The organism is Alphaproteobacteria bacterium, assembly GCA_019746225.1.
Classification (GTDB): Bacteria; Pseudomonadota; Alphaproteobacteria; order Paracaedibacterales; family VGCI01; genus VGCI01.
Window position 1 is genome coordinate 19,483 of the sequence record JAIESE010000024.1, and the last position, 18,313, is coordinate 37,795.

General features: G+C 46.6%; 19 protein-coding genes and 1 tRNA gene. 16 read left to right on the top strand and 4 right to left on the bottom strand.

Going from position 1 to position 18,313, the window contains the following annotated elements; all coding sequences use genetic code 11:
• The first annotated feature begins 146 nt into the window (after positions 1-146).
• From K2Y18_04535 to K2Y18_04570, 8 genes are all read left to right on the top strand, one after another.
• Entirely contained in the window at positions 147-1,181 is a 1,035-nt protein-coding gene (locus K2Y18_04535; protein ID MBX9805006.1) for an AAA family ATPase, read from the top strand.
• Positions 1,168-2,694, top strand: a complete 1,527-nt coding sequence (metG, locus tag K2Y18_04540) for a methionine--tRNA ligase (GenBank protein ID MBX9805007.1) — start codon at positions 1,168-1,170, stop codon at positions 2,692-2,694. Before K2Y18_04535 ends, metG begins: the two co-directional genes overlap by 14 nt.
• Positions 2,695-3,489: a TatD family hydrolase gene (locus K2Y18_04545; GenBank protein ID MBX9805008.1), complete on the top strand. Its 795-nt coding sequence runs from the start codon at positions 2,695-2,697 to the stop codon at positions 3,487-3,489.
• Positions 3,486-4,244, top strand: a complete 759-nt coding sequence (locus tag K2Y18_04550; protein ID MBX9805009.1) for an MBL fold metallo-hydrolase — start codon at positions 3,486-3,488, stop codon at positions 4,242-4,244. Before K2Y18_04545 ends, K2Y18_04550 begins: the two co-directional genes overlap by 4 nt.
• Entirely contained in the window at positions 4,241-5,047 is an 807-nt protein-coding gene (locus K2Y18_04555) for an undecaprenyl-diphosphate phosphatase (protein MBX9805010.1), read from the top strand. Before K2Y18_04550 ends, K2Y18_04555 begins: the two co-directional genes overlap by 4 nt.
• 115 nt (positions 5,048-5,162) lie before the next feature.
• Positions 5,163-6,308: a hypothetical protein gene (locus K2Y18_04560; protein MBX9805011.1), complete on the top strand. Its 1,146-nt coding sequence runs from the start codon at positions 5,163-5,165 to the stop codon at positions 6,306-6,308.
• Between the two features lie 68 nt (positions 6,309-6,376).
• A complete protein-coding gene (locus tag K2Y18_04565) occupies positions 6,377-6,934 on the top strand; it encodes a hypothetical protein (protein MBX9805012.1) in 558 nt (185 codons plus the stop codon).
• 103 nt (positions 6,935-7,037) lie between these two features.
• Positions 7,038-7,619 carry a hypothetical protein gene (locus K2Y18_04570; GenBank protein ID MBX9805013.1) on the top strand — a complete coding sequence of 194 codons (582 nt, stop codon included), beginning with the start codon at positions 7,038-7,040 and terminating at the stop codon, positions 7,617-7,619.
• Here K2Y18_04570 and lpxB read toward each other — a convergent pair.
• The 4 genes from lpxB to K2Y18_04590 form a co-directional block, all read right to left on the bottom strand.
• Positions 7,610-8,791: a lipid-A-disaccharide synthase gene (gene lpxB / locus K2Y18_04575; protein ID MBX9805014.1), complete on the bottom strand. Its 1,182-nt coding sequence runs from the start codon at positions 8,789-8,791 to the stop codon at positions 7,610-7,612. The genes K2Y18_04570 and lpxB overlap by 10 nt on opposite strands.
• Positions 8,788-9,636 carry a UDP-2,3-diacylglucosamine diphosphatase LpxI gene (gene lpxI, locus K2Y18_04580; protein MBX9805015.1) on the bottom strand — a complete coding sequence of 283 codons (849 nt, stop codon included), beginning with the start codon at positions 9,634-9,636 and terminating at the stop codon, positions 8,788-8,790. Before lpxI ends, lpxB begins: the two co-directional genes overlap by 4 nt.
• A 5-nt stretch (positions 9,637-9,641) precedes the next feature.
• Positions 9,642-10,442, bottom strand: a complete 801-nt coding sequence (gene lpxA, locus K2Y18_04585) for an acyl-ACP--UDP-N-acetylglucosamine O-acyltransferase (GenBank protein MBX9805016.1) — start codon at positions 10,440-10,442, stop codon at positions 9,642-9,644.
• 143 nt (positions 10,443-10,585) lie between these two features.
• Complete coding sequence (locus K2Y18_04590; protein MBX9805017.1) at positions 10,586-10,840, bottom strand: hypothetical protein; 255 nt, start codon at positions 10,838-10,840, stop codon at positions 10,586-10,588.
• An 81-nt stretch (positions 10,841-10,921) separates the two neighbouring features.
• On the opposite strand from K2Y18_04590, the gene K2Y18_04595 reads away from it, so the two are divergent.
• The 8 genes from K2Y18_04595 to K2Y18_04630 form a co-directional block, all read left to right on the top strand.
• On the top strand, positions 10,922-11,575 hold the full coding sequence (locus tag K2Y18_04595; protein MBX9805018.1) for an autoinducer binding domain-containing protein: 654 nt from the start codon (positions 10,922-10,924) through the stop codon (positions 11,573-11,575).
• On the top strand, positions 11,575-12,204 hold the full coding sequence (locus tag K2Y18_04600) for a hypothetical protein (GenBank protein MBX9805019.1): 630 nt from the start codon (positions 11,575-11,577) through the stop codon (positions 12,202-12,204). The genes K2Y18_04595 and K2Y18_04600 overlap by 1 nt, the downstream gene beginning before the upstream one ends.
• Positions 12,205-12,309: 105 nt before the next feature.
• Positions 12,310-12,386 (top strand) — tRNA-Arg (locus K2Y18_04605).
• Positions 12,387-12,586: 200 nt separating this feature from the next.
• Complete coding sequence (locus K2Y18_04610; GenBank protein MBX9805020.1) at positions 12,587-13,051, top strand: hypothetical protein; 465 nt, start codon at positions 12,587-12,589, stop codon at positions 13,049-13,051.
• 179 nt (positions 13,052-13,230) lie between these two features.
• A complete protein-coding gene (gene ftsH / locus K2Y18_04615) occupies positions 13,231-15,114 on the top strand; it encodes an ATP-dependent zinc metalloprotease FtsH (GenBank protein MBX9805021.1) in 1,884 nt (627 codons plus the stop codon).
• 15 nt (positions 15,115-15,129) lie between these two features.
• Positions 15,130-16,521: a phosphoglucosamine mutase gene (gene glmM / locus K2Y18_04620; GenBank protein MBX9805022.1), complete on the top strand. Its 1,392-nt coding sequence runs from the start codon at positions 15,130-15,132 to the stop codon at positions 16,519-16,521.
• A gap of 273 nt (positions 16,522-16,794) precedes the next feature.
• Positions 16,795-17,259 carry an MGMT family protein gene (locus tag K2Y18_04625; protein MBX9805023.1) on the top strand — a complete coding sequence of 155 codons (465 nt, stop codon included), beginning with the start codon at positions 16,795-16,797 and terminating at the stop codon, positions 17,257-17,259.
• The coding region (locus K2Y18_04630) for a phosphoserine transaminase (GenBank protein MBX9805024.1) at positions 17,228-18,313 on the top strand (1,086 nt) is incomplete at its 3' end. The genes K2Y18_04625 and K2Y18_04630, both read left to right, overlap by 32 nt.

Below are 18,313 nucleotides of genomic sequence, written 5' to 3' on the forward strand. Positions count from 1 at the left end.
CAAATCCTGTTGAAAACCATCTTAGTACGACTGTGCTTTTGAATAAAAGAGCCAATTCACAATTTTTTGAAGTTCCCATTGTCAACTAAGAGCTGGCTTTGCTACAACATATCTAACTTACCCTGTTTTCATTGAGAAGAGAGCCTGTGACATCTATTCCTAACCCTATTAATTCCGATCTTCCCCCTAAGGGACAGATGATTTTGGTTGGGCATCAAGAGGGCCATGACCAATTGAGGAAGGCTTTTCACAGCAATGCCATGCACCCCGTATGGCTCTTAAGTGGGGAACGGGGCATTGGTAAAGCCACACTGGCCTATACCATGGCTCGAGAGATTTTAGCCCACGAAGGACAGGATCCCACCACGATTGCCCGTCAGATTGTTCAAGGAACCTATCCTAATTTTCTATGCCTGGAGCGAACCTTAAATGCAGACGGAAAAATGCCTCGAGAAATTAATGTGGAGGAAGGCCGAAGAGTCAACGCTTTCTTGCGCCAAAGCGCGGCGATTCCAGGGTGGCGCGTGATCATTATTGATGCGGTGGATGAAATGAACCGCAGCGCGGCGAATGCCCTCTTGAAAATTTTAGAGGAACCACCTGCCAAAACCATATTTTTTCTCATTACCCATTCCTTGGGGCAAGTTCTGCCAACAATTCGTTCCCGCGCATGTATCCTGCAACTTCACCCTTTATCAGAAACAGAAATAGCGAAAAATCTAGGGTCCGCTGTCTCCCCAGACATTTTGCCCCTTGCTCGCGGAAGTATTGGACGTGCTGTCGCCTTACAACAAGCGGGGGGACAAAAACTTCTCGACCTGATCATCCAAGCCATGGGCGGTGCCTTGAAAGGCGATTGGCGCCATGCACAAAGTTTGACTGCGACTTTTGACAAGGACAATCCCAACTATGATGTTATGTTGGACTTGATCTTGTGGGCACTTCATCATCTAATTATACTTGCCCACCTTCCCATGCCAGATGCGCCCTCAAACGAAGGATTAAGCCACCTCACCAAACTGAGAGCCATGACCCACTGGGTTGACGCCTTTCAAAGAATAAGTCATTTCTTAGAAACCGCGCGAACCAGCCATTTGGATCGCAACCACGTTGTTATGGCCGTCTTTTTTATTATTGAAAATCCAACTGTCGGAGATGAATTTATTTATGGATCATTCTAAGAAGTTTTACATCGCTACGCCGATTTACTATGTAAACGACGTTCCCCATATTGGTCATTTATATACGACACTTGCCTGCGATATGATTGCGCGTTTCAAGAGCTTGGATGGATATAGCGTCAAATTCATCACCGGCACGGACGAACACGGCCAAAAAGTTGAAAAGGCGGCCATGACAGCTGGTAAAAACCCCAAAGAATTTGTGGACACAGTTTCTCAAAACTTTCGAGATTTGGCGACCTTCATGCAATTCAGCCACACCGACTTTGTCCGAACAACGGAGCCTCGTCATTACAAAGCCGCGCAACATATTTGGAAAGAGTTGTTAGATCGAGATGAAATATATCTCGGAGAATACGCTGGGTGGTACGCCATTCGGGACGAAACCTACTACCAGGAATCAGAAATCATCGATGGAAAAGCCCCAACGGGTGCCGATGTGGAATGGGTGACCGAACCTAGCTACTTCTTCCGCTTGTCAAAATGGCAGGAACCTCTCTTGAAGTTCTATAAAGAAAACCCTGATTTTATTGCACCTGATAGTCGTCGGAATGAAGTCTTACGGTTTGTTGAAGGGGGCTTGCATGATTTATCAGTTTCCAGAGCAAGCTTTAAATGGGGCGTCCCTGTCCCGGGAGATCCGGCTCACGTCATGTATGTGTGGCTAGAAGCCTTAACCTTTTATCTGACGGCTTTAGAATATCCTGAGAATAGTGAAGAGCGGGATGAATACTGGGCGAACAGCCTTCTTGTCGTTGGAAAAGATATTTTGCGCTTTCAATCTATTTATTTTCCAGCATTTCTTTTAGCTGCTGGATTGCCACCCCCTACACGCGTCTTCGCCCATGGATGGTGGACAATCGAGGGAGAAAAAATGTCGAAATCCCTTGGCAATGTGATTGATCCCAACGCCTTAGTTGAAAAGTACGGACGGGACCCAGTGCGATACTTTCTCTTGAGAGAAATTCCCTTTGGTAATGATGGGGACTTTTCTGTGAGCGCCCTCATCTCAAGACTCAATAGCGATTTGGCCAATAGTTATGGGAATCTCGTGCAACGGGTATTGTCTTTTATTGGAAAAACATGTGGGGGGGTTCTTCCCAATCCAGAATCATTACTGCCTCTCGATGAAGAGCTTCTTTTGAGTGCGAAAAATCTCATAACGACCTTACGCTCGGATATTGAAAAGCAACTTCTTCACAAAATGATCGAGCAGATTTGGCACCTCATCGCTCAAGCCAACCGCTATATTGATGAGCAAAAGCCCTGGTCCCTTAAAGAAGAAGATCCTGCTCGCATGGGGACAATTCTATATGTGTTAGCTGAAACCATCCGTCAAATTGCCATCCTGACCCAACCACTACTCCCAGAGGCCAGCGCTCGCATTCTGGACCAGCTGGCGATCCCCGAAGACAAAAGAACCTTTGCTCATCTTGTATCGGCTCTTGTACCTGGAACAACTCTGCCCGCGCCCGAAGGTGTTTTCCCCCGATGGGTTGAGGAGAAACTATAAATGCTCGTTGATAGTCACTGCCACCTCAATTTCCCAGAATTCACGTCAGACTTAGAGGCTGTGCTTGCGCGCGCATCAGCCAATGGTGTTGGCACTTATTTGACAGTGAATACAAAATTGAGTCAGGCCAAGGACCTGCAAGCCATTGCCGATCAGCACCCGCGGGTCTTTTGCAGCGTCGGCGTACATCCCCATGACGCCGCGGAATATGTGAAAGGATATGAGGGGGACACCCTTTATAATCAAATCAAAATTTTAGCGCAACATCCTAAGGTTGTTGGCATTGGCGAAACGGGCCTGGATTATTACTATGATAACAGCCCCCGTGAAGACCAAATCGCCTCGTTCTCTGACCATATTCGAGCAAGCATGGATCTTGAGCTTCCCCTCATTATTCACACGCGCGATGCCGATGAGGACACCATCGCTTGCCTCACCAATGTTGGACAAGGAAAGGCTAAGGGTGTGTTCCATTGCTTTAGTGGGAGCGAAGATTTAGCGCAAAAAGCTCTCAACCTAGGGTTTTACATTTCTTTCTCGGGCATCCTAACTTTTAAAAACGCAGAAACCTTGCGTCAAATTGCCCAAACAACCCCCTTGGACCGCATTCTTGTGGAAACAGACGCACCTTTCCTGGCTCCTGTCCCCCATCGTGGCAAGCGAAATGAACCTGCCTTCACGCGACACACAGCAGAACTCTTGGCGATTCTAAAAGGGTTAAGCTATAGTGCGATCGAAACAGCAACTACGGACAACTTTTATGCGTTGTTCACTAAAGCGAGACGAGAAACATGAAAATTACGATTTTGGGCTGCGGTGCCTCGGGTGGCGTGCCCCTTATCACGGGAGACTGGGGATCCTGCAATCCAAACAACCCCAAGAATCGGCGTCGTCGAGCTTCTATCTTAATCCAAACAAAGGGTAAGAATATTCTCATCGATACCAGTCCTGACTTGCGAATGCAGCTCTTGGATGCAGGTGTCCCTAATATAGATTTGGTATTGATCACCCACGATCACGCGGACCATGTGGGTGGCCTTGATGATTTGCGTCAAATTTATGCAAAATATCGCCAGCAAATTCCACTCTACGCTGATCAAGGTACAATGAGTCGTTTACGTCAGGCCTACCGATATGCTTTGGTGACCATGGATTCCCTTTACCCAGCGTTCCTAGAAGGCCGTGAACTTGAAGAGGTCATCGACTTTGAGGGCATCCAAATCATCCCCTATCTCCAATATCATGGCCATCGCTCTTCTTTTGGATTTAGAATCGGTGATTTTGCCTACTCCACTGATCTTATTGAGCTCCCTGAAGAAAGCTATGAAGCCCTCAAAGGGGTTAATACCTGGGTGGTTGATTGTTTACGGGATGAGCCACACATCAGCCACGCAAACGTTGAACAAACCCTCAAAATGATCAGTAAAGTCAAACCAGCCCAGGCCATCTTAACCCATATGACCCATCACTTGGATTATGATGACATCAATTCTCGCACTCCTGAAAACGTAATCCCCGCCTACGACGGCATGGTCTTGGAGCTGCCATGACCACGCTCCACATCCTTATCCTCAGCCTGATTCAAGGACTCACGGAGTTTTTGCCCGTGTCTTCATCCGGTCACTTGGTACTATTGCCACACCTTTTCGGGTGGCAAAATCAAGGCCTTGAAATGGATGTAGCCCTTCATGTGGGAACCCTAACAGCGGTCCTGATTTACTTTTGGAGTGATGTATGGGGTATGATCACGCACTTCTTGAAGTATTGCTTCGGTGGTTTTAAGAAGCGTGACTTTGACACCCAAGTGCGCCTAGCTTTGAGTCTTGTGGTTGCCACATTGCCTGCAATTGTTGTTGGGTTTCTCTTAAAGAAAATGGGACTTAACGACATTCGTCAGGTGAGTGTTATCGCGACTACCAGCATCCTCTTTGCGCTTGTCCTGTATTTTACAGACCGCATTGGTTCCAAAAAGGAGGATATAAACAAAATCACACTGAAGCGTGGCTTCCTCATTGGGCTTGGTCAAGCCATTTCTCTCATCCCCGGCGTAAGTCGATCCGGCATATGCATAAGCGTCGGTCTCGCTCTTGGTTTCACGCGCACAGCTGCCGCGCGTTTCGCTTTTCTCATGTCCATACCCTCCATCACCGGCGCTGCCACCCTTACGGCTTATGACGCCATCAAGGATAATACTCCCGCTGTTTGGTCAGAGATCGGTTTGGGTATTCTTTTTTCTGCCATAGCGGGTCTTGCGGCTATCCACTTCATGCTACGGTTCCTTACCAATCATTCCTTAACCATCTTCGTTGTCTACCGGATTTTGTTAGGTATTTGCATTTGGGTTCTTGTTTAAATCAAATCTTTATATTTAATTTTTTATTGCTTTTTATTCTATAGTTGATTATCTATTTCATTAGGTATTCATATATATATGAATACCCCTCTCTACATATTTAAGGATACGAAAAATGAATAAACCTATAAAAGCACTCTCTTGTTTAATCCTCATGAGCTGTACATTTATGATACAAGCTATGGAAAGCAAATCGCCTGAAGCTATTGCTAAGGAATTAGGGATGACAACACGAGAATATTTAACTTTCTTAGAAAATGAAAGAACACTATTTGGCAATCCAAATGCTTTCAAAGCAGAAGATGATACTGATCCAATTGTTGCAATGGCCAAAGCCTTAAACCTTACGAAAAGAGAATATCTAGAGAGCCTGGAGATTGAAAAGAGAGAATTTGCCAAAAAGACTGTGCCCCAGCCAGAACCAGAACCCAAAAAAGTATTCCTTACGGTTGCCCCTGCAAAGACAGATCGTTTGCCCAACTTGAGCATTGCTGAAATGGAAGCCACCTTTGGCAGGTCATCTTCCCATGATTTAAAATTGAGAATTGAAGGAACTTTTGCAGCTATGCATCAAAACGGCGATAACTGGGAGCCTGCGCGTTTGCAAGATGTGTTTCTAAGAGGCTTATTCCAACATTATACCTTTCAGTTTTCAGGGTTTGATTATACTGAAAACAATTCCATGTATGAGCAATTGTTAGATATGGATGGGAAAATAGGAAAGTGGCATTCAGAGAGAATCCACAAGCTATATACAATGAACGGCTTAGAAATTCCCCGGACTGCAGACGCGCTTTTATCTTCAGACATCAAAACCGGCGTTCTTATTTCTCGCTGGTTCAAAGCCGTTGCAGATGCCTTGAAGCAGAACAAAACTTTTGTAAACCTCGGCGGCGATTTTCAAAGATTCAAAGTCCTCCTTGAAAAAAGAGAAGCAGAAAGACGAAACCTTCAGACCTTAGTCGACGAAAATAAAGAAGCTTCAGAGAAGCTACAAGAATACGTTAAAGAAACCCTTCGACTTGACCGCGAAGAAATTGATCGCCAAGTCATCCTGTTTAACTGGATTAAAGACATCTATGCCGTCGCAAGCCAAGTCTTGAAGGACTCTTTTAAGAACAAGACTTTTCCGGATGCTACACACCCTCTACTTGAAGAAATAAGAGGATTTCATCCAGAGTATACACAGCGCCCGGTGTATAAAGGGTTGTTTCTTAATAGTAAGCCGGATAAGCCCGTTCCCATTAAGGCGTTCGTATAAGTATTGGACCAACCCTTCAAGTCGGACTATTCTAAAGTCAAGATTAGAGTCAAGTTGGTCTAGAAAACATGCTGTTAGTGAGAATCTTAACGGTTGCCTTTTGGGGGAGCCTTGTAAATGCGACTGTATCTATTGGAACGGAAGAAAGCGATAAAAATGGACGTGGCAATACCCCGCCCCGTCGATTAAGCTTAACCACCGCAATTCCTTCAGCTGCGATAAATCACCGTCCCCCATCCACTTCACCCTTAAAAAAAACTTCTGGTCTTAAAAACGGAAGCCAAATGAAGCCTCAACTATCTGATGCCAAACGTCTCCAAGACCTGATGGATGAGACCTCGCTCTTGAAGGCTCAATTAGAAGCCTTGCAAATGAAGGATTGGGACCAGACAGCTGAAAGGGTCGCCTTATTTAATGAAAGGGAAAAGGCACTCCAAGTTATTGAACTGCAAGAAAAAATACTTGAAGAAGCAAAGGTAGACAAAGAAACTCTTAAGCTACAACACCAATTAATTGATGCTTTGGAATTTGCCATTGTTAAACTAAAAGAAAGTTATGATGCAAAACAAGCAGAGGTCGATGCCTTAAAGGAGAAACTTTCGAATTATGAGAAACCAGGACATTAACGAAATCACCCCCCTCCCCTTTGAGGCTTGTTGTTGACAGAAATCAGATTGATCTCTATACAAAATAGAGTCTTATACGCAATGAATTTCCCTGGTTAAAATTATGAATATTATAAAAACAATACCTCTTTCTTTCTATATGAGCCTTATCAGCGTCACAACGACCATGGCTGCGGATGAGACCCATCACGCTATGAACGACCCTGCTATTGTCTCCTTTCTTAGGTCCTCATCTATGAATGGGCTGCAACCTAATCCATCAGAGGGTTCCGAACAAATACCTGGCTGCGCTTGTACGGATAAACAAACCGTTAGAGGACTCCAAAAAGACTTATTTGCCAGCAAAGCTGAAAATCTTGACATGAAAATGGAATATGAGACGCGTCTCGAGGGTCAACGTGAGCTTATCTCACAACAATTCTATGTGACTTTTCAGAGTCAAGCCCTGATTGTCCAACAGGAAGCAATCATAGATTCTCTCCAGAAGCAGAACTCTGAATTATCCCTCGAACTGGCCACCGTAAAGAAAAACTCTCAAGAAACAAATGGCACACTCTGTCGGGTTCTTAATCAGAAAAACGAAGACTTAAGGCGCATTGATGATCTATTAAAGGAAGCGCCCGGCATCGATCCAGCTCTCCTCGCTCAAATTATGAATATCATTCGAGGCGAATCTCAGGAATAAACCCCCATGATCCAACAGAGCTGGCGAGCGGCAAAGATACTTGGTGTATATTGAGCCAAGGGAGGATTGAGCTTTTTCACAGCCTCATGCATGTTCTTAATCATAAGATCCCGCTCAAGATGGTGGACATCCCCAATTTTGTCTTTTGACACCAGGCCTTCTAAGACAGCGGCTAGGTTCTCAGGCGTACATTCTTTTTGAAGTCGCTCGGGCACAACTTCTTGACCCATGAGCAAGTTCACGAGGCACGCATATTTTATCCGCACCATCCGCCGCAACAAAAAGTGTGTAATCGGATTGATCTTGTAGGCAATCACCATGGGTACTCCCGCAGCTGCAAGCTCAAGAGAGACAGTGCCGCTGGCCGCAAGGGCGGCTTGGCTTTCTTGATAAGCTGCAAACTTCTCGAAAGGGGTTGTTACAATGGTTGCGGGAAGGGTGAATTGCTTTTGAATTTGGTCTCTCAAATGCGGCAAGGTTGGAATCACAATGTGGAGGTCAGGAATTTTCTCTTGAAGTAATCGGGTCGTTTCCTCAAAAACGGGCAATAACCGTGATATCTCCCCCCGACGACTGCCCGGCAAAAGGGTTAAAATGGGAACAGTTGGCGGAATATTGTGACGCTCCCGAAAGGTAGAATCCTTCAAATGATCTAAACCAAGCTCCACCACAGGATGCCCCACAAATGTGGTTGGCAATCCTTCTTTTAAGAAGTATCCCGGCTCAAAAGGAAAAAGAACCATTAAATGATCTAAGAATTCAGCCACAGCCCGCGCCCGACCCGGTCGCCAAGCCCATACCGAGGGAGCCACATAATGGACCAAATGAATGCCATGATTGCGCCGCTTTAACGCCCTGCCAACCCGAAAGTTAAACCCTGGGGAATCGATGGTCACTACAATATCGGGAGCCAGTTTTAGAATCGTCGCCACGGTTTCTGTTACGCGCCGATAGATCCGTCTTATGTGAGGAATAATTTCGGCCAGCCCCATAATGGACAGCTCTTCAATGGGAAATAAAGACTTGAGCCCTTCCGCTGTCATGAGAGGACCGCCGATGCCAACAAAGGTAACGTGGTCGCCGAGTTGGCCTCTTAAAGCTTTCATCAACTGACTTCCTAAGAAATCGCCAGATGGCTCGCCAGCAGAGAGGAAAACCGTATATTTTTTCATGCCGCACCAACACCTACAAGGAAAAGGCCCGCCTCATCTGCAGCCGCAATAACGGCATGTCTATCCAATATTTGGGTGGCTCCAGCCTCAATAGCAATTCCGACCAACCCGGCAGCCTTGGCTTGATGAACCGTCGACACGCCGATTGTGGGAAGATCTACCGCACGGCTCTGTTGGGGTTTGGCCATTTTGACCAACACGCCCCCGGGACCATCTCGTCGTAATGTGCCACACCGGGCCAGAAGGCTTTCCGTTCCTTCAATGGCTTCTACCCCAAGAACGAGGCCTTGTTGAACGACGACCGCCTGCCCGATATCTCCAGAGCCCAAAAGACGCGCAACATCCCTTCCCTGTGAGATGTCTTTCCAATCGGTTTTTCCAGGCTGATGACGACCCATGACCCCTTCTGGCGCCAGTAAGTCATCCAGGATATCTGTCGCACTGATCACGTCAATTCCTTCGGCTTTCAAGAGACCCATAATGCTGGTGAGCAGTCCATCATCTCCCGAACTTTTCATCCCAATTTTGGCAAGTCCCAATTTCGCGAACCATTGAGTTCCTTTCCAATCCAACTTTATTTCAGACCACGAGGGGCGATTCATAGCGCCTGCCATGACAATGTGGGTCACCTTATGGGCTTTCAAATATTTTAGGGTTTTTCCGACCGCGCCAAAGTGTGTCCAAAGATGGCCCTCAACAAGCTTTTCTTGTTGAGTTACAAATTCAGGATCCGTTTGTCCTTCAAAAGCAATGAGGTGGAGAGGCTGTGCCTGTTCATGACAGTGGGCTATGATTTTGAGGGGAAGCTCCCCCCGTCCTGCAAAGAGACCAATGACTTGGGTCACCTGGATCACCCCGCAAGAGATTCAGGCAAACAAAGGGGCCGCGGAGACTCTGTTCGAATGAACCCAATCATCTGCATAACGTCCCCATTTTGAGCATGTTTTTCAGCTACAGCATCAACGCGATCCGCCAAAGGTTGATCAGATACCTCAAACAAGTCCTGATAGGCACTGCGCAATGACTGAATCGATTGGCTAGAAAAACCACGTCGTTTAAGACCGATGAGGTTTAATCCAGACAAATGAGCGCGTTCGCCTTTAACGTGTCCATAAGGAATCACATCGTGCTCAACACCTGACATACCGCCAATAATCGCATGGGCACCGATCCTCACAAACTGATGAACCGCGGATAAGCCGCCAATGATGACATGATCTTCAACATGAACATGACCACCCAAAGTGGCCCCATTGGCCATAATCACGTGATTCCCGATATGACAATCGTGCGCAACGTGGGAGGCCACCATAAATAAATTGTGATCACCAATTTTTGTAACCATGCCGCCGCCTGCGGTGCCAGGCTGTAAGGTGACATATTCACGAATTTTATTGTTGTCGCCGATGATAAGTTCGGAGGGCTCGCTCGCATATTTTAAATCTTGCGGCGGATGACCAATAGACGCAAACGGATAAACAATCGTATTCGCCCCAATCTTGGTGCGCCCGGCAATCGTGACATGGGAAATAAGCGTCACCTCATCACCTAGAACGACATCTGGACCGATACAACAAAAGGGACCAACGGTCACATTTTTACCAAGCTGAGCCTTCGGGTCAATCAACGCGGTTGGGTGAATTTGTGTCATCTCTAAAATTCCCAATATAAAAGCCAATAAACAAGTATGGCGACGATTTCGTTTCCTTAAGAATAGGATGGAACAGTTAGACCATAAGGGCAAACACTAGAATGTTACAAAGTGTTACTCGGGAAGGTATGTTACAGGGACTTTCACCCTTTTGAAATTTGGATCGCAAGCGCTTTTGCGGATTCAGGGTCATCAAACGATTGGACAAGACGGGATTTTTCTTTATTTAATACAGGATCCCACTCATAGAGCCATACCTCATACCCTGCAGATCCTCCTCTGATGGATTTATAAACCCGTGCTGAGACCCATAAGGTATTGTTGGGAATATCCGCGACTTCGAAAAGATTCTCTTGATCCGAATCAAACAAAAGGTTGGAAGCGAGGCGAAGAGGCATCGGAATCTTTCTTCTTAAAATTATCCTTAAACTGGCGTAATATACGCACAATAACGTAAAATGAGTGGTAAAACAAACACCATGAATCTAACCCTTTTAGAATTTGCACAAAAATGTCTCGTCGATGTCGACCATGACTATTTTTCCTACGTTGAGACAAGCGGCGAAAAGTTCACCCTTGTCACAACCTATCCAATCGAATGGCAAGAACGATACCTTTCACAAAATTATCAAGCCCATGACTATGGTCTTTTAAAAAGCTCTTTCCTTCCCTTTGCCTGGGGAGAGAAAATCTCGCGGGACGCAAGCCCTCTCCAACACCAGATCTTTAAAGAAGCTCAAGATTTAAGAATTTTCAAAGGGATCACCGCTCCCTTCTCTTCACCGGCTGCTCCGGGGGTGATCAGCATTGCCTTTAATAAGGGGGGTAAATTCACCAAATCTGAAATTTTGACTCTGACCTCTGATCTTCTCTTTTCTACACAGCTGATCAGGTCTTATGCCCACCTCCTTGAGCATCCAGAAGACACTAAAGAAGACGCCCTCACCCTCATCAATGAAGTCGCTACCTGGCAAAAAGACCGAAGAGTACAAAGAAAAAATTATGAGGCCACCCTTGGTGAAGCTTTGAGTGATATTCGAGCCGCTCAAATGTTCATCTCCCATCATGAAACAAAGGAGTTGGGTCTGGAGGCCTTGCGCAGAGTTTATAAGGATATAGAAAGGCTGGCCTAATGCCCTCCCCTCAACCTTTGGGTTATCGACTCAACCTATCAGACCAGGAGCTCCTCAAACAGTTGCTCCTGACCTTAAGAATAAAGGGGGATGTTGAAGTGATTTCTTTAAGCGCGATTCAAACCTTTGGCAGCCTCTTGGAAGTACTTCGCCAAAACCCCACAGACCTCAAGAAAATCAAAGGGCTTACGCCTTCAACCATCCACCGTCTTAAGGTCATTTACTCGGTGTTTCGGGAGATCATCAAACCAGATGTTTATCCCACAAACACTGATGACCCGTTTGAAGGTCTCTCCTTCTTTAGACTCACCGCCCCCCAGTTTGATGGAGAAGCGATACGCCTCCTTTACTTGAACGAGGATCATGGGATTTTAAAAGACTTCATTTACAAGAAAGGGTCCGGGAACCATGTCCAATTTTATGCGCGGGAACTTGTCAAAGAGATTCTCGGCGCCGGCATCTCCAACGTTGTCCTCATTCATCACAAAGAGGGTTCTGTCAAGCCTTCCCCCAAAGACAAAGCTCAATTTGTGGCGTTTGGCACTAGCCTGAAAACCCTCGATATCAAGCTTGTCGACTATCTGATCATGACAAAAGATGCGGCTTTCTCTTTGTGTCGCAACCAATAAGTCCAGTTTTTGCACGATGATCATGAAGCAATTGTAGGGGATTCGATTCGCTGTCTCAATTTTCACTTGCATGTAAGACCCAGATCCGCTAGTTTTTGAAGCGTTGCGCCCGTAGCTCAATTGGATAGAGCATCAGACTACGAATCTGGAGGTTAGGAGTTCGACTCTCTTCGGGCGCGCCACCCGCCGTCTCGCGGAACGCGCTAAGGCGTGGTGTCACGCCGGAGCTTTAGCGAAGGCGGACTGTCATCTCAAATAAATTACCATCATATTGTCACCAGAAGGATGCAACTCTTATCAAATATTGAAATGCCTTCCTGCCTTTGTTATTAAGACCTAATCAAATTCAAAAATCCATAAATCAATGTGCAGAGGAAATATTATGAAAAAAATCCAAAAAATCATTCTCTTAACTGGACTTGTCGCGCTAACCACGCCTATGGCGTCTTTTACAATGGAATTCCAGAACCCTGACGTTGCTGTTAGACCGATAAGATGGTGTGACTTAATGCCTTTTCGTCAGCATCTCGAAGAAAAAATTGTTAAGTTTAGTACAGAAAATCAAGGATCCCTTGAAAGACGAAAAACGCCGATAGACAATATTGTCGAATCAGTACGAGGAAAGAATGATGAATTAGCCAGGCATCATTTTGAAGCCTATGTAGAGGAATTCACCTCTGAAGATGCGTTTATTCTCATGATGAAAGAAGCTCTTTTTTCCTACCCAAGAGATTATGACATCCAAAATCAGGATGACGATACAGTAAAAGACGCGGTTCTGAGATTTCGGTTGGAAAACGTTCTTATCGAATATGAAGTGGGTGCTGATTTTAGAAAAATAAAATAGACTGTTGAGGATCAATGTGCAGGACTAGGACACAACCCAAATTGCCCTTGTGCATTTGTTTTTTCTTGCTTTTGTTACTTTATGGTTCCCTCCAAGGGGAGGCCTATGCTATATAATAGGTAAAAGATATTGTCCCATCGAAGACTTGGGTATCTTAATCTGGGTAGAGGAATTTTTAAGTGAACAACGCCAATCGGAATTTATTTTTTTGGGTATTAATCGCCGTTGCTTTGTTTGGGATTTTCCAAATTTTGCCCGGCTCTTCATCCCGAGCCCCGAATCCTCCTCTTGCTTTTTCAGATTTTCTGACGAATGTCAATGAGGGACGGGTCAAGGAAGTCATGGTTCGTGGAGACAGCATTACGGGTAAAATGAAGGATGAACATGCCTTTACAACTTATGCTCCCAAAGACCCAACCCTGATTCCAAAACTCATTGAAAAAGGCGTCCACGTCAAAGCTGGGCCTCCTGAAGAAGAAATGCCGTCCCTTTTCCATATGTTTTTATCTTGGTTACCCATTATTTTATTGGTTGCTTTCTCCATCTTTTCTTTGCGTCAAATTCAGTCCGGTGGCAACAAAGCCATGGGGTTTGGAAAATCGCGTGCACGTTTACGCTCAGAAAATGAAACAAAGGTTACCTTTGAGGATGTCGCTGGCATTGATGAAGCCAAACAAGATCTTGAAGAAATTGTTGATTTCTTGAGAGACCCTCAAAAATTCCAGCGCCTTGGCGGCAAAATCCCTCGCGGCGTTCTCTTGGTTGGGCCTCCAGGTACGGGTAAAACACTCTTGGCTCGTGCCATTGCTGGCGAGGCGAATGTGCCCTTTTTCAGCATTTCAGGCTCCGACTTTGTGGAAATGTTTGTGGGTGTCGGCGCCAGTCGCGTTCGCGATATGTTTGAGCAAGCCAAGAAAAATGCTCCTTGTATCATCTTCATTGATGAAATTGATGCAGTCGGGCGCCATCGGGGTGCCGGTCTTGGCGGTGGAAATGATGAACGCGAACAAACCCTCAACCAATTGTTGGTTGAAATGGACGGCTTTGAAGAAAACGAAGGCGTTATTTTGGTCGCTGCCACCAACCGCCCAGACGTTTTAGACCCAGCGCTCTTGCGCCCCGGTCGCTTTGACCGTCAAATCGTCGTGCCGAACCCAGACGTTGCGGGGCGCGAGAAAATTTTACTTGTGCACATGCGCAAAGTCCCCCTTTCCCCTGATGTCGATGTCAAAGTGATTGCACGCGGCACCCCCGGCTTTTCAGGAGCTGATCTAGCCAACCTCGTGAACGAGGCTGCTCTTTTGGCTGCACGACGTGGAAAGCTTGCGGTGGGTATGCATGAATTTGAGCAAGCAAAAGACAAAGTCATGATGGGAGCTGAGCGCCGCTCTATGGTCATGACTGAAGAAGAAAAGCGCCTCACCGCTTATCACGAATCAGGGCATGCCATCATCGCATTTTATACGCCCGACTCTGACCCCATTCATAAAGCGACCATCATTCCCCGCGGGATGGCCTTAGGCATGGTGATGCGCCTGCCAGAAGGTGATCGTATTTCTATGTCGCGCAGCAAATTGTTGGCAGACCTCAAGGTCTCCATGGGTGGACGTCTCGCCGAAGAAATGATTTTTGGGTATGATAGAGTCACCACGGGTGCTTCCTCCGACATTCGTATGGCAACTGAAATTGCCCGCCGTATGGTCACGGAATGGGGACTTAGTGATCGTATGGGATTCCAGACGTATGGCGAGCGCCAACAGGAAGTCTTTCTTGGTCACTCTGTTACGCAGACAAAACCCCTCTCAGAGATGACCGCTCAAATGGTGGATGAGGAAGTTCGCAAGATTTTAGACGCTTGCTATGAGGAAACCCAAAAGCTTTTGAAGAAGAAACTTCCAAAGCTTCATCTTCTTGCAAAAACTTTGTTAGAATTCGAAACATTAAGTGGTGACGAAATCAAGGCTCTTCTTGAAGAGGGGGCCGCGCCAGTCCAAGACGCTATATCTGGAAATATGCGCAAGAAAAAGCCGCGCTCCAGAATTCCTGCAACTGAGACAGCTTAAAGGCGATCGCGACTCATGACAGATACCCGCCAATTTTTTGGAACCGATGGCATGCGTGGCCAAGCCAATGTTTGGCCCATCACCCCTGATCTCATTATGAAATTAGCGATGGCAACCGCTTTGAAATTTACCCGCGGGGATCATCGCCACAGCGTGGTCATTGGTAAAGATACCCGCCAATCCGGGTACATGGTTGAATCTGCCCTCACAGCTGGTTTTGTCTCCATGGGAATGGACGTCGTTTTACTGGGCCCCCTTCCAACGCCTGCGGTTGCCATGTTAACGCGCTCTTTGAGAGCAGATTTAGGCGTAATGATTTCAGCCTCTCACAATCCCTATATTGATAATGGAATTAAGTTTTTTGGCCCTGATGGATTTAAACTTTCCGATGGTGAGGAGAAAGAAATCGAAGCCCTGATCTTAAAACATGACCACCCCACAAATAATTCCCCTGGAACGATGCCCCTTGCCCACTCCACCTTGTTAGGCAAAGCACGCCGTCTTGATGATGCAACGGGTCGATATATTGAGTTTGCCAAAGCAACATTCCCAAGAGGTATGCGCTTAGATGGTTTGAAAATTGTGGTTGATTGTGCCCATGGCGCTGCTTATAAAGTGGCCCCCAAGGTTTTTTGGGAACTGGGCGCTGACATTATCCCCATCAGCATCACTCCTGACGGAACCAACATTAATGACCAATGTGGCGCCACATCCCTCGGTGCTTTACAAGAGGCCGTATTAGCCAATCAAGCGGACCTTGGCATTGCCCTCGACGGCGATGCAGATCGGCTCATGATGGTTGACGAAACAGGTGCAACACTTGATGGTGACCAACTGCTTGCTCTTATTGCAACGTCCTGGTCTGAGGATGGGGACCTTCGGGGAGACGGAATCGTTGCGACCCATATGTCGAATCTAGGTCTCGAACGTTACCTGGAAAGCAAGAACTTGAAACTGATTCGAACAGCCGTTGGCGATCGATATGTCCTCGAAGCGATGCGAACCCATGGCTGCAATGTGGGGGGAGAACAATCCGGCCACATCATTTTACGCGATTATACAACCACAGGTGACGGCATCATCGCTGCTTTACAAATATTATGCGTCCTGGTACAAAAGCAGCTTAAAGCCAGTCAACTCGGGCGGATTTTTGATACGGTCCCGCAAGTCTTGAAAAGCATCAGAACGAACAGTTTTGCCCCTTTAACAGATGGGCGTGTTCGAAAAGTCATTGAGGAAGCTGAAAAGCATCTGATCAAGGACCAAGGGAGACTTTTAATTCGTCGATCAGGAACTGAACCCCTCATTCGAATCATGGCACAAGGCGATGATGAACAAACATTGACGCGCCTGGTCCACAACATCGTTGAAACCATAGAAACCGCTGACAAGAGTGCAGCAGCATAGAATTTATAAGGAAATAAAATGACCAAACAATCCAACTCCAACACCTCTAATGAAGAAAATTTGGACGATTTAGACTTTGATGCTTTTATGGAAGCTGTCGACAACATGGACCCTGAAGAAGCGCGGATCATGTTTCAAAATATCATAGCCACCATGGAGGAAGAGGGGGAACCCGTCCCTTTTCCAATGCGCTTACTTGTATCTGATGTTGTGTATGGCCTCACACAAACCCCTGTTGGGCTTGTTTATGGAATTGGGGGCCTCGGTCAATTAATGCTGACAGGCTTTATCGGTCAAGAAGACATCGAGGAGTTAGGCGATGCCGAAACGGTCCTTCAAGCCATCATGGATGATTTTGAGGAAAGCATCACAACCGCAACCACAATTCGCGATGATGAAGCCATTGGAAACATGGTAAAATCTGCCCTCGATGGGACCTATACAGTTATGGAAGAAGTGTTCGACGCCATGGAAGCCACAGATCTCCAACGGTCCGTATGGCTTGAAATGACGAAAATCCCCTACGGGACGACTCTTTCTTATGAGGAGCTTGCTTTACGTATTGGGAATCCTAAAGCCGTACGTGCTGTTGCAACAGCCGTTGGAGAAAATCCTCTATCTATTGCCATTCCTTGCCATCGCATCATTTTAAAAAGTGGGAATATTGGAGAGTATCACTGGGGTTCAGACATTAAAGAGAAACTCCTTGCCTATGAAAAAGCCAACAGCAAAGCCTGAAACACCTTATTTTTGTTCTGGTCCAACACGAAAACATCCCGGTTGGACCTTATCAAATCTAGAGAACGCGTATCTCGGCCGTGGCCACCGTTCCGCTGGTGGGCAGGCTAAACTTAATGAAATCATCACCCTTACTGGCGAAATCTTAAATGTCCCCAAAGACTTTCGCATCGCCATTATGCCGGGCTCTGCCACAGGTGCAGTAGAATGTGCCTTATGGAATTTTCTGGGAAGCCGGGGGGTAGATGTTTTTGCCTGGGACTTGTTTGGGTCACTTTGGGTCACTGACGTGTGTGATCAATTAAAACTTCAAGACACCCGGGTATTTTCCGTCCCCTTTGGTCAACTCCCAGATCTATCCGCCCACACGCCCGATCGAGACGTCGTCTTTACCTGGAATGGTACGACATCTGGTGTGTGTGTTCCCCATCTCGACTGGATATCTGACACACGTGAAGGGTTAACCATTTGTGATGCCACCTCGGCTGCATTTTGTGTTCCCCTAGACTGGTCAAAGCTGGATGTCGTCGCATTCTCTTGGCAAAAGGGATTGGGCAGCGAAGGAGCTCATGGTATGCTCATTTTGGGCCCCAGAGCCGTTGAACGCTTGACCACTTACACCCCCTCTTGGCCTCTCCCCCGTCTTTTTCGTCTCACAAAAGGGCGCGAATTAATTGAGGAGATCTTTCAAGGGGGGATGATCAATACGCCCTCGATGCTCAGCGTTGAGGACTGTCTGACAGCCCTTCATTGGGCTCAACGGTTAGGGGTGCCAGAGCTCCATCGCCGATGCAAGAAAAATGCAGCCACTATTGCACGATGGGTGGATCAAACGCCTTGGCTTCGCTACCTTGCCAAAGACCCGACATCAATTTCTCCAACATCTGTTTGTTTAGAACTTTTAGACGAGACCGGGCATTCCCTTTTGGAAGAGCCCCATCGAAGTATTATTCGGGCCATCGAAACACAACTTGCAAACGAAAATGTGGCCTATGATATCCGCAATCACCGCTACTCGCCCCCCTCTTTACGCTTGTGGGCAGGGCCTACGGTT

What these genes read in the sequence shown, in the direction of transcription:
- metG (MBX9805007.1), top strand. Translation starts at nt 1,168, where the DNA reads ATGGATCATTCTAAGAAGTTTTACATCGCTACGCCGATTTACTATGTA.
- K2Y18_04545 (MBX9805008.1), top strand. Translation starts at nt 2,695, where the DNA reads ATGCTCGTTGATAGTCACTGCCACCTCAATTTCCCAGAATTCACGTCA.
- K2Y18_04550 (MBX9805009.1), top strand. Translation starts at nt 3,486, where the DNA reads ATGAAAATTACGATTTTGGGCTGCGGTGCCTCGGGTGGCGTGCCCCTT.
- K2Y18_04555 (MBX9805010.1), top strand. Translation starts at nt 4,241, where the DNA reads ATGACCACGCTCCACATCCTTATCCTCAGCCTGATTCAAGGACTCACG.
- K2Y18_04560 (MBX9805011.1), top strand. Translation starts at nt 5,163, where the DNA reads ATGAATAAACCTATAAAAGCACTCTCTTGTTTAATCCTCATGAGCTGT.
- K2Y18_04565 (MBX9805012.1), top strand. Translation starts at nt 6,377, where the DNA reads ATGCTGTTAGTGAGAATCTTAACGGTTGCCTTTTGGGGGAGCCTTGTA.
- K2Y18_04570 (MBX9805013.1), top strand. Translation starts at nt 7,038, where the DNA reads ATGAATATTATAAAAACAATACCTCTTTCTTTCTATATGAGCCTTATC.
- lpxB (MBX9805014.1), bottom strand. Translation starts at nt 8,791, where the DNA reads ATGAAAAAATATACGGTTTTCCTCTCTGCTGGCGAGCCATCTGGCGAT.
- lpxA (MBX9805016.1), bottom strand. Translation starts at nt 10,442, where the DNA reads ATGACACAAATTCACCCAACCGCGTTGATTGACCCGAAGGCTCAGCTT.
- K2Y18_04590 (MBX9805017.1), bottom strand. Translation starts at nt 10,840, where the DNA reads ATGCCTCTTCGCCTCGCTTCCAACCTTTTGTTTGATTCGGATCAAGAG.
- K2Y18_04595 (MBX9805018.1), top strand. Translation starts at nt 10,922, where the DNA reads ATGAATCTAACCCTTTTAGAATTTGCACAAAAATGTCTCGTCGATGTC.
- K2Y18_04600 (MBX9805019.1), top strand. Translation starts at nt 11,575, where the DNA reads ATGCCCTCCCCTCAACCTTTGGGTTATCGACTCAACCTATCAGACCAG.
- K2Y18_04610 (MBX9805020.1), top strand. Translation starts at nt 12,587, where the DNA reads ATGAAAAAAATCCAAAAAATCATTCTCTTAACTGGACTTGTCGCGCTA.
- glmM (MBX9805022.1), top strand. Translation starts at nt 15,130, where the DNA reads ATGACAGATACCCGCCAATTTTTTGGAACCGATGGCATGCGTGGCCAA.
- K2Y18_04625 (MBX9805023.1), top strand. Translation starts at nt 16,795, where the DNA reads ATGCTGACAGGCTTTATCGGTCAAGAAGACATCGAGGAGTTAGGCGAT.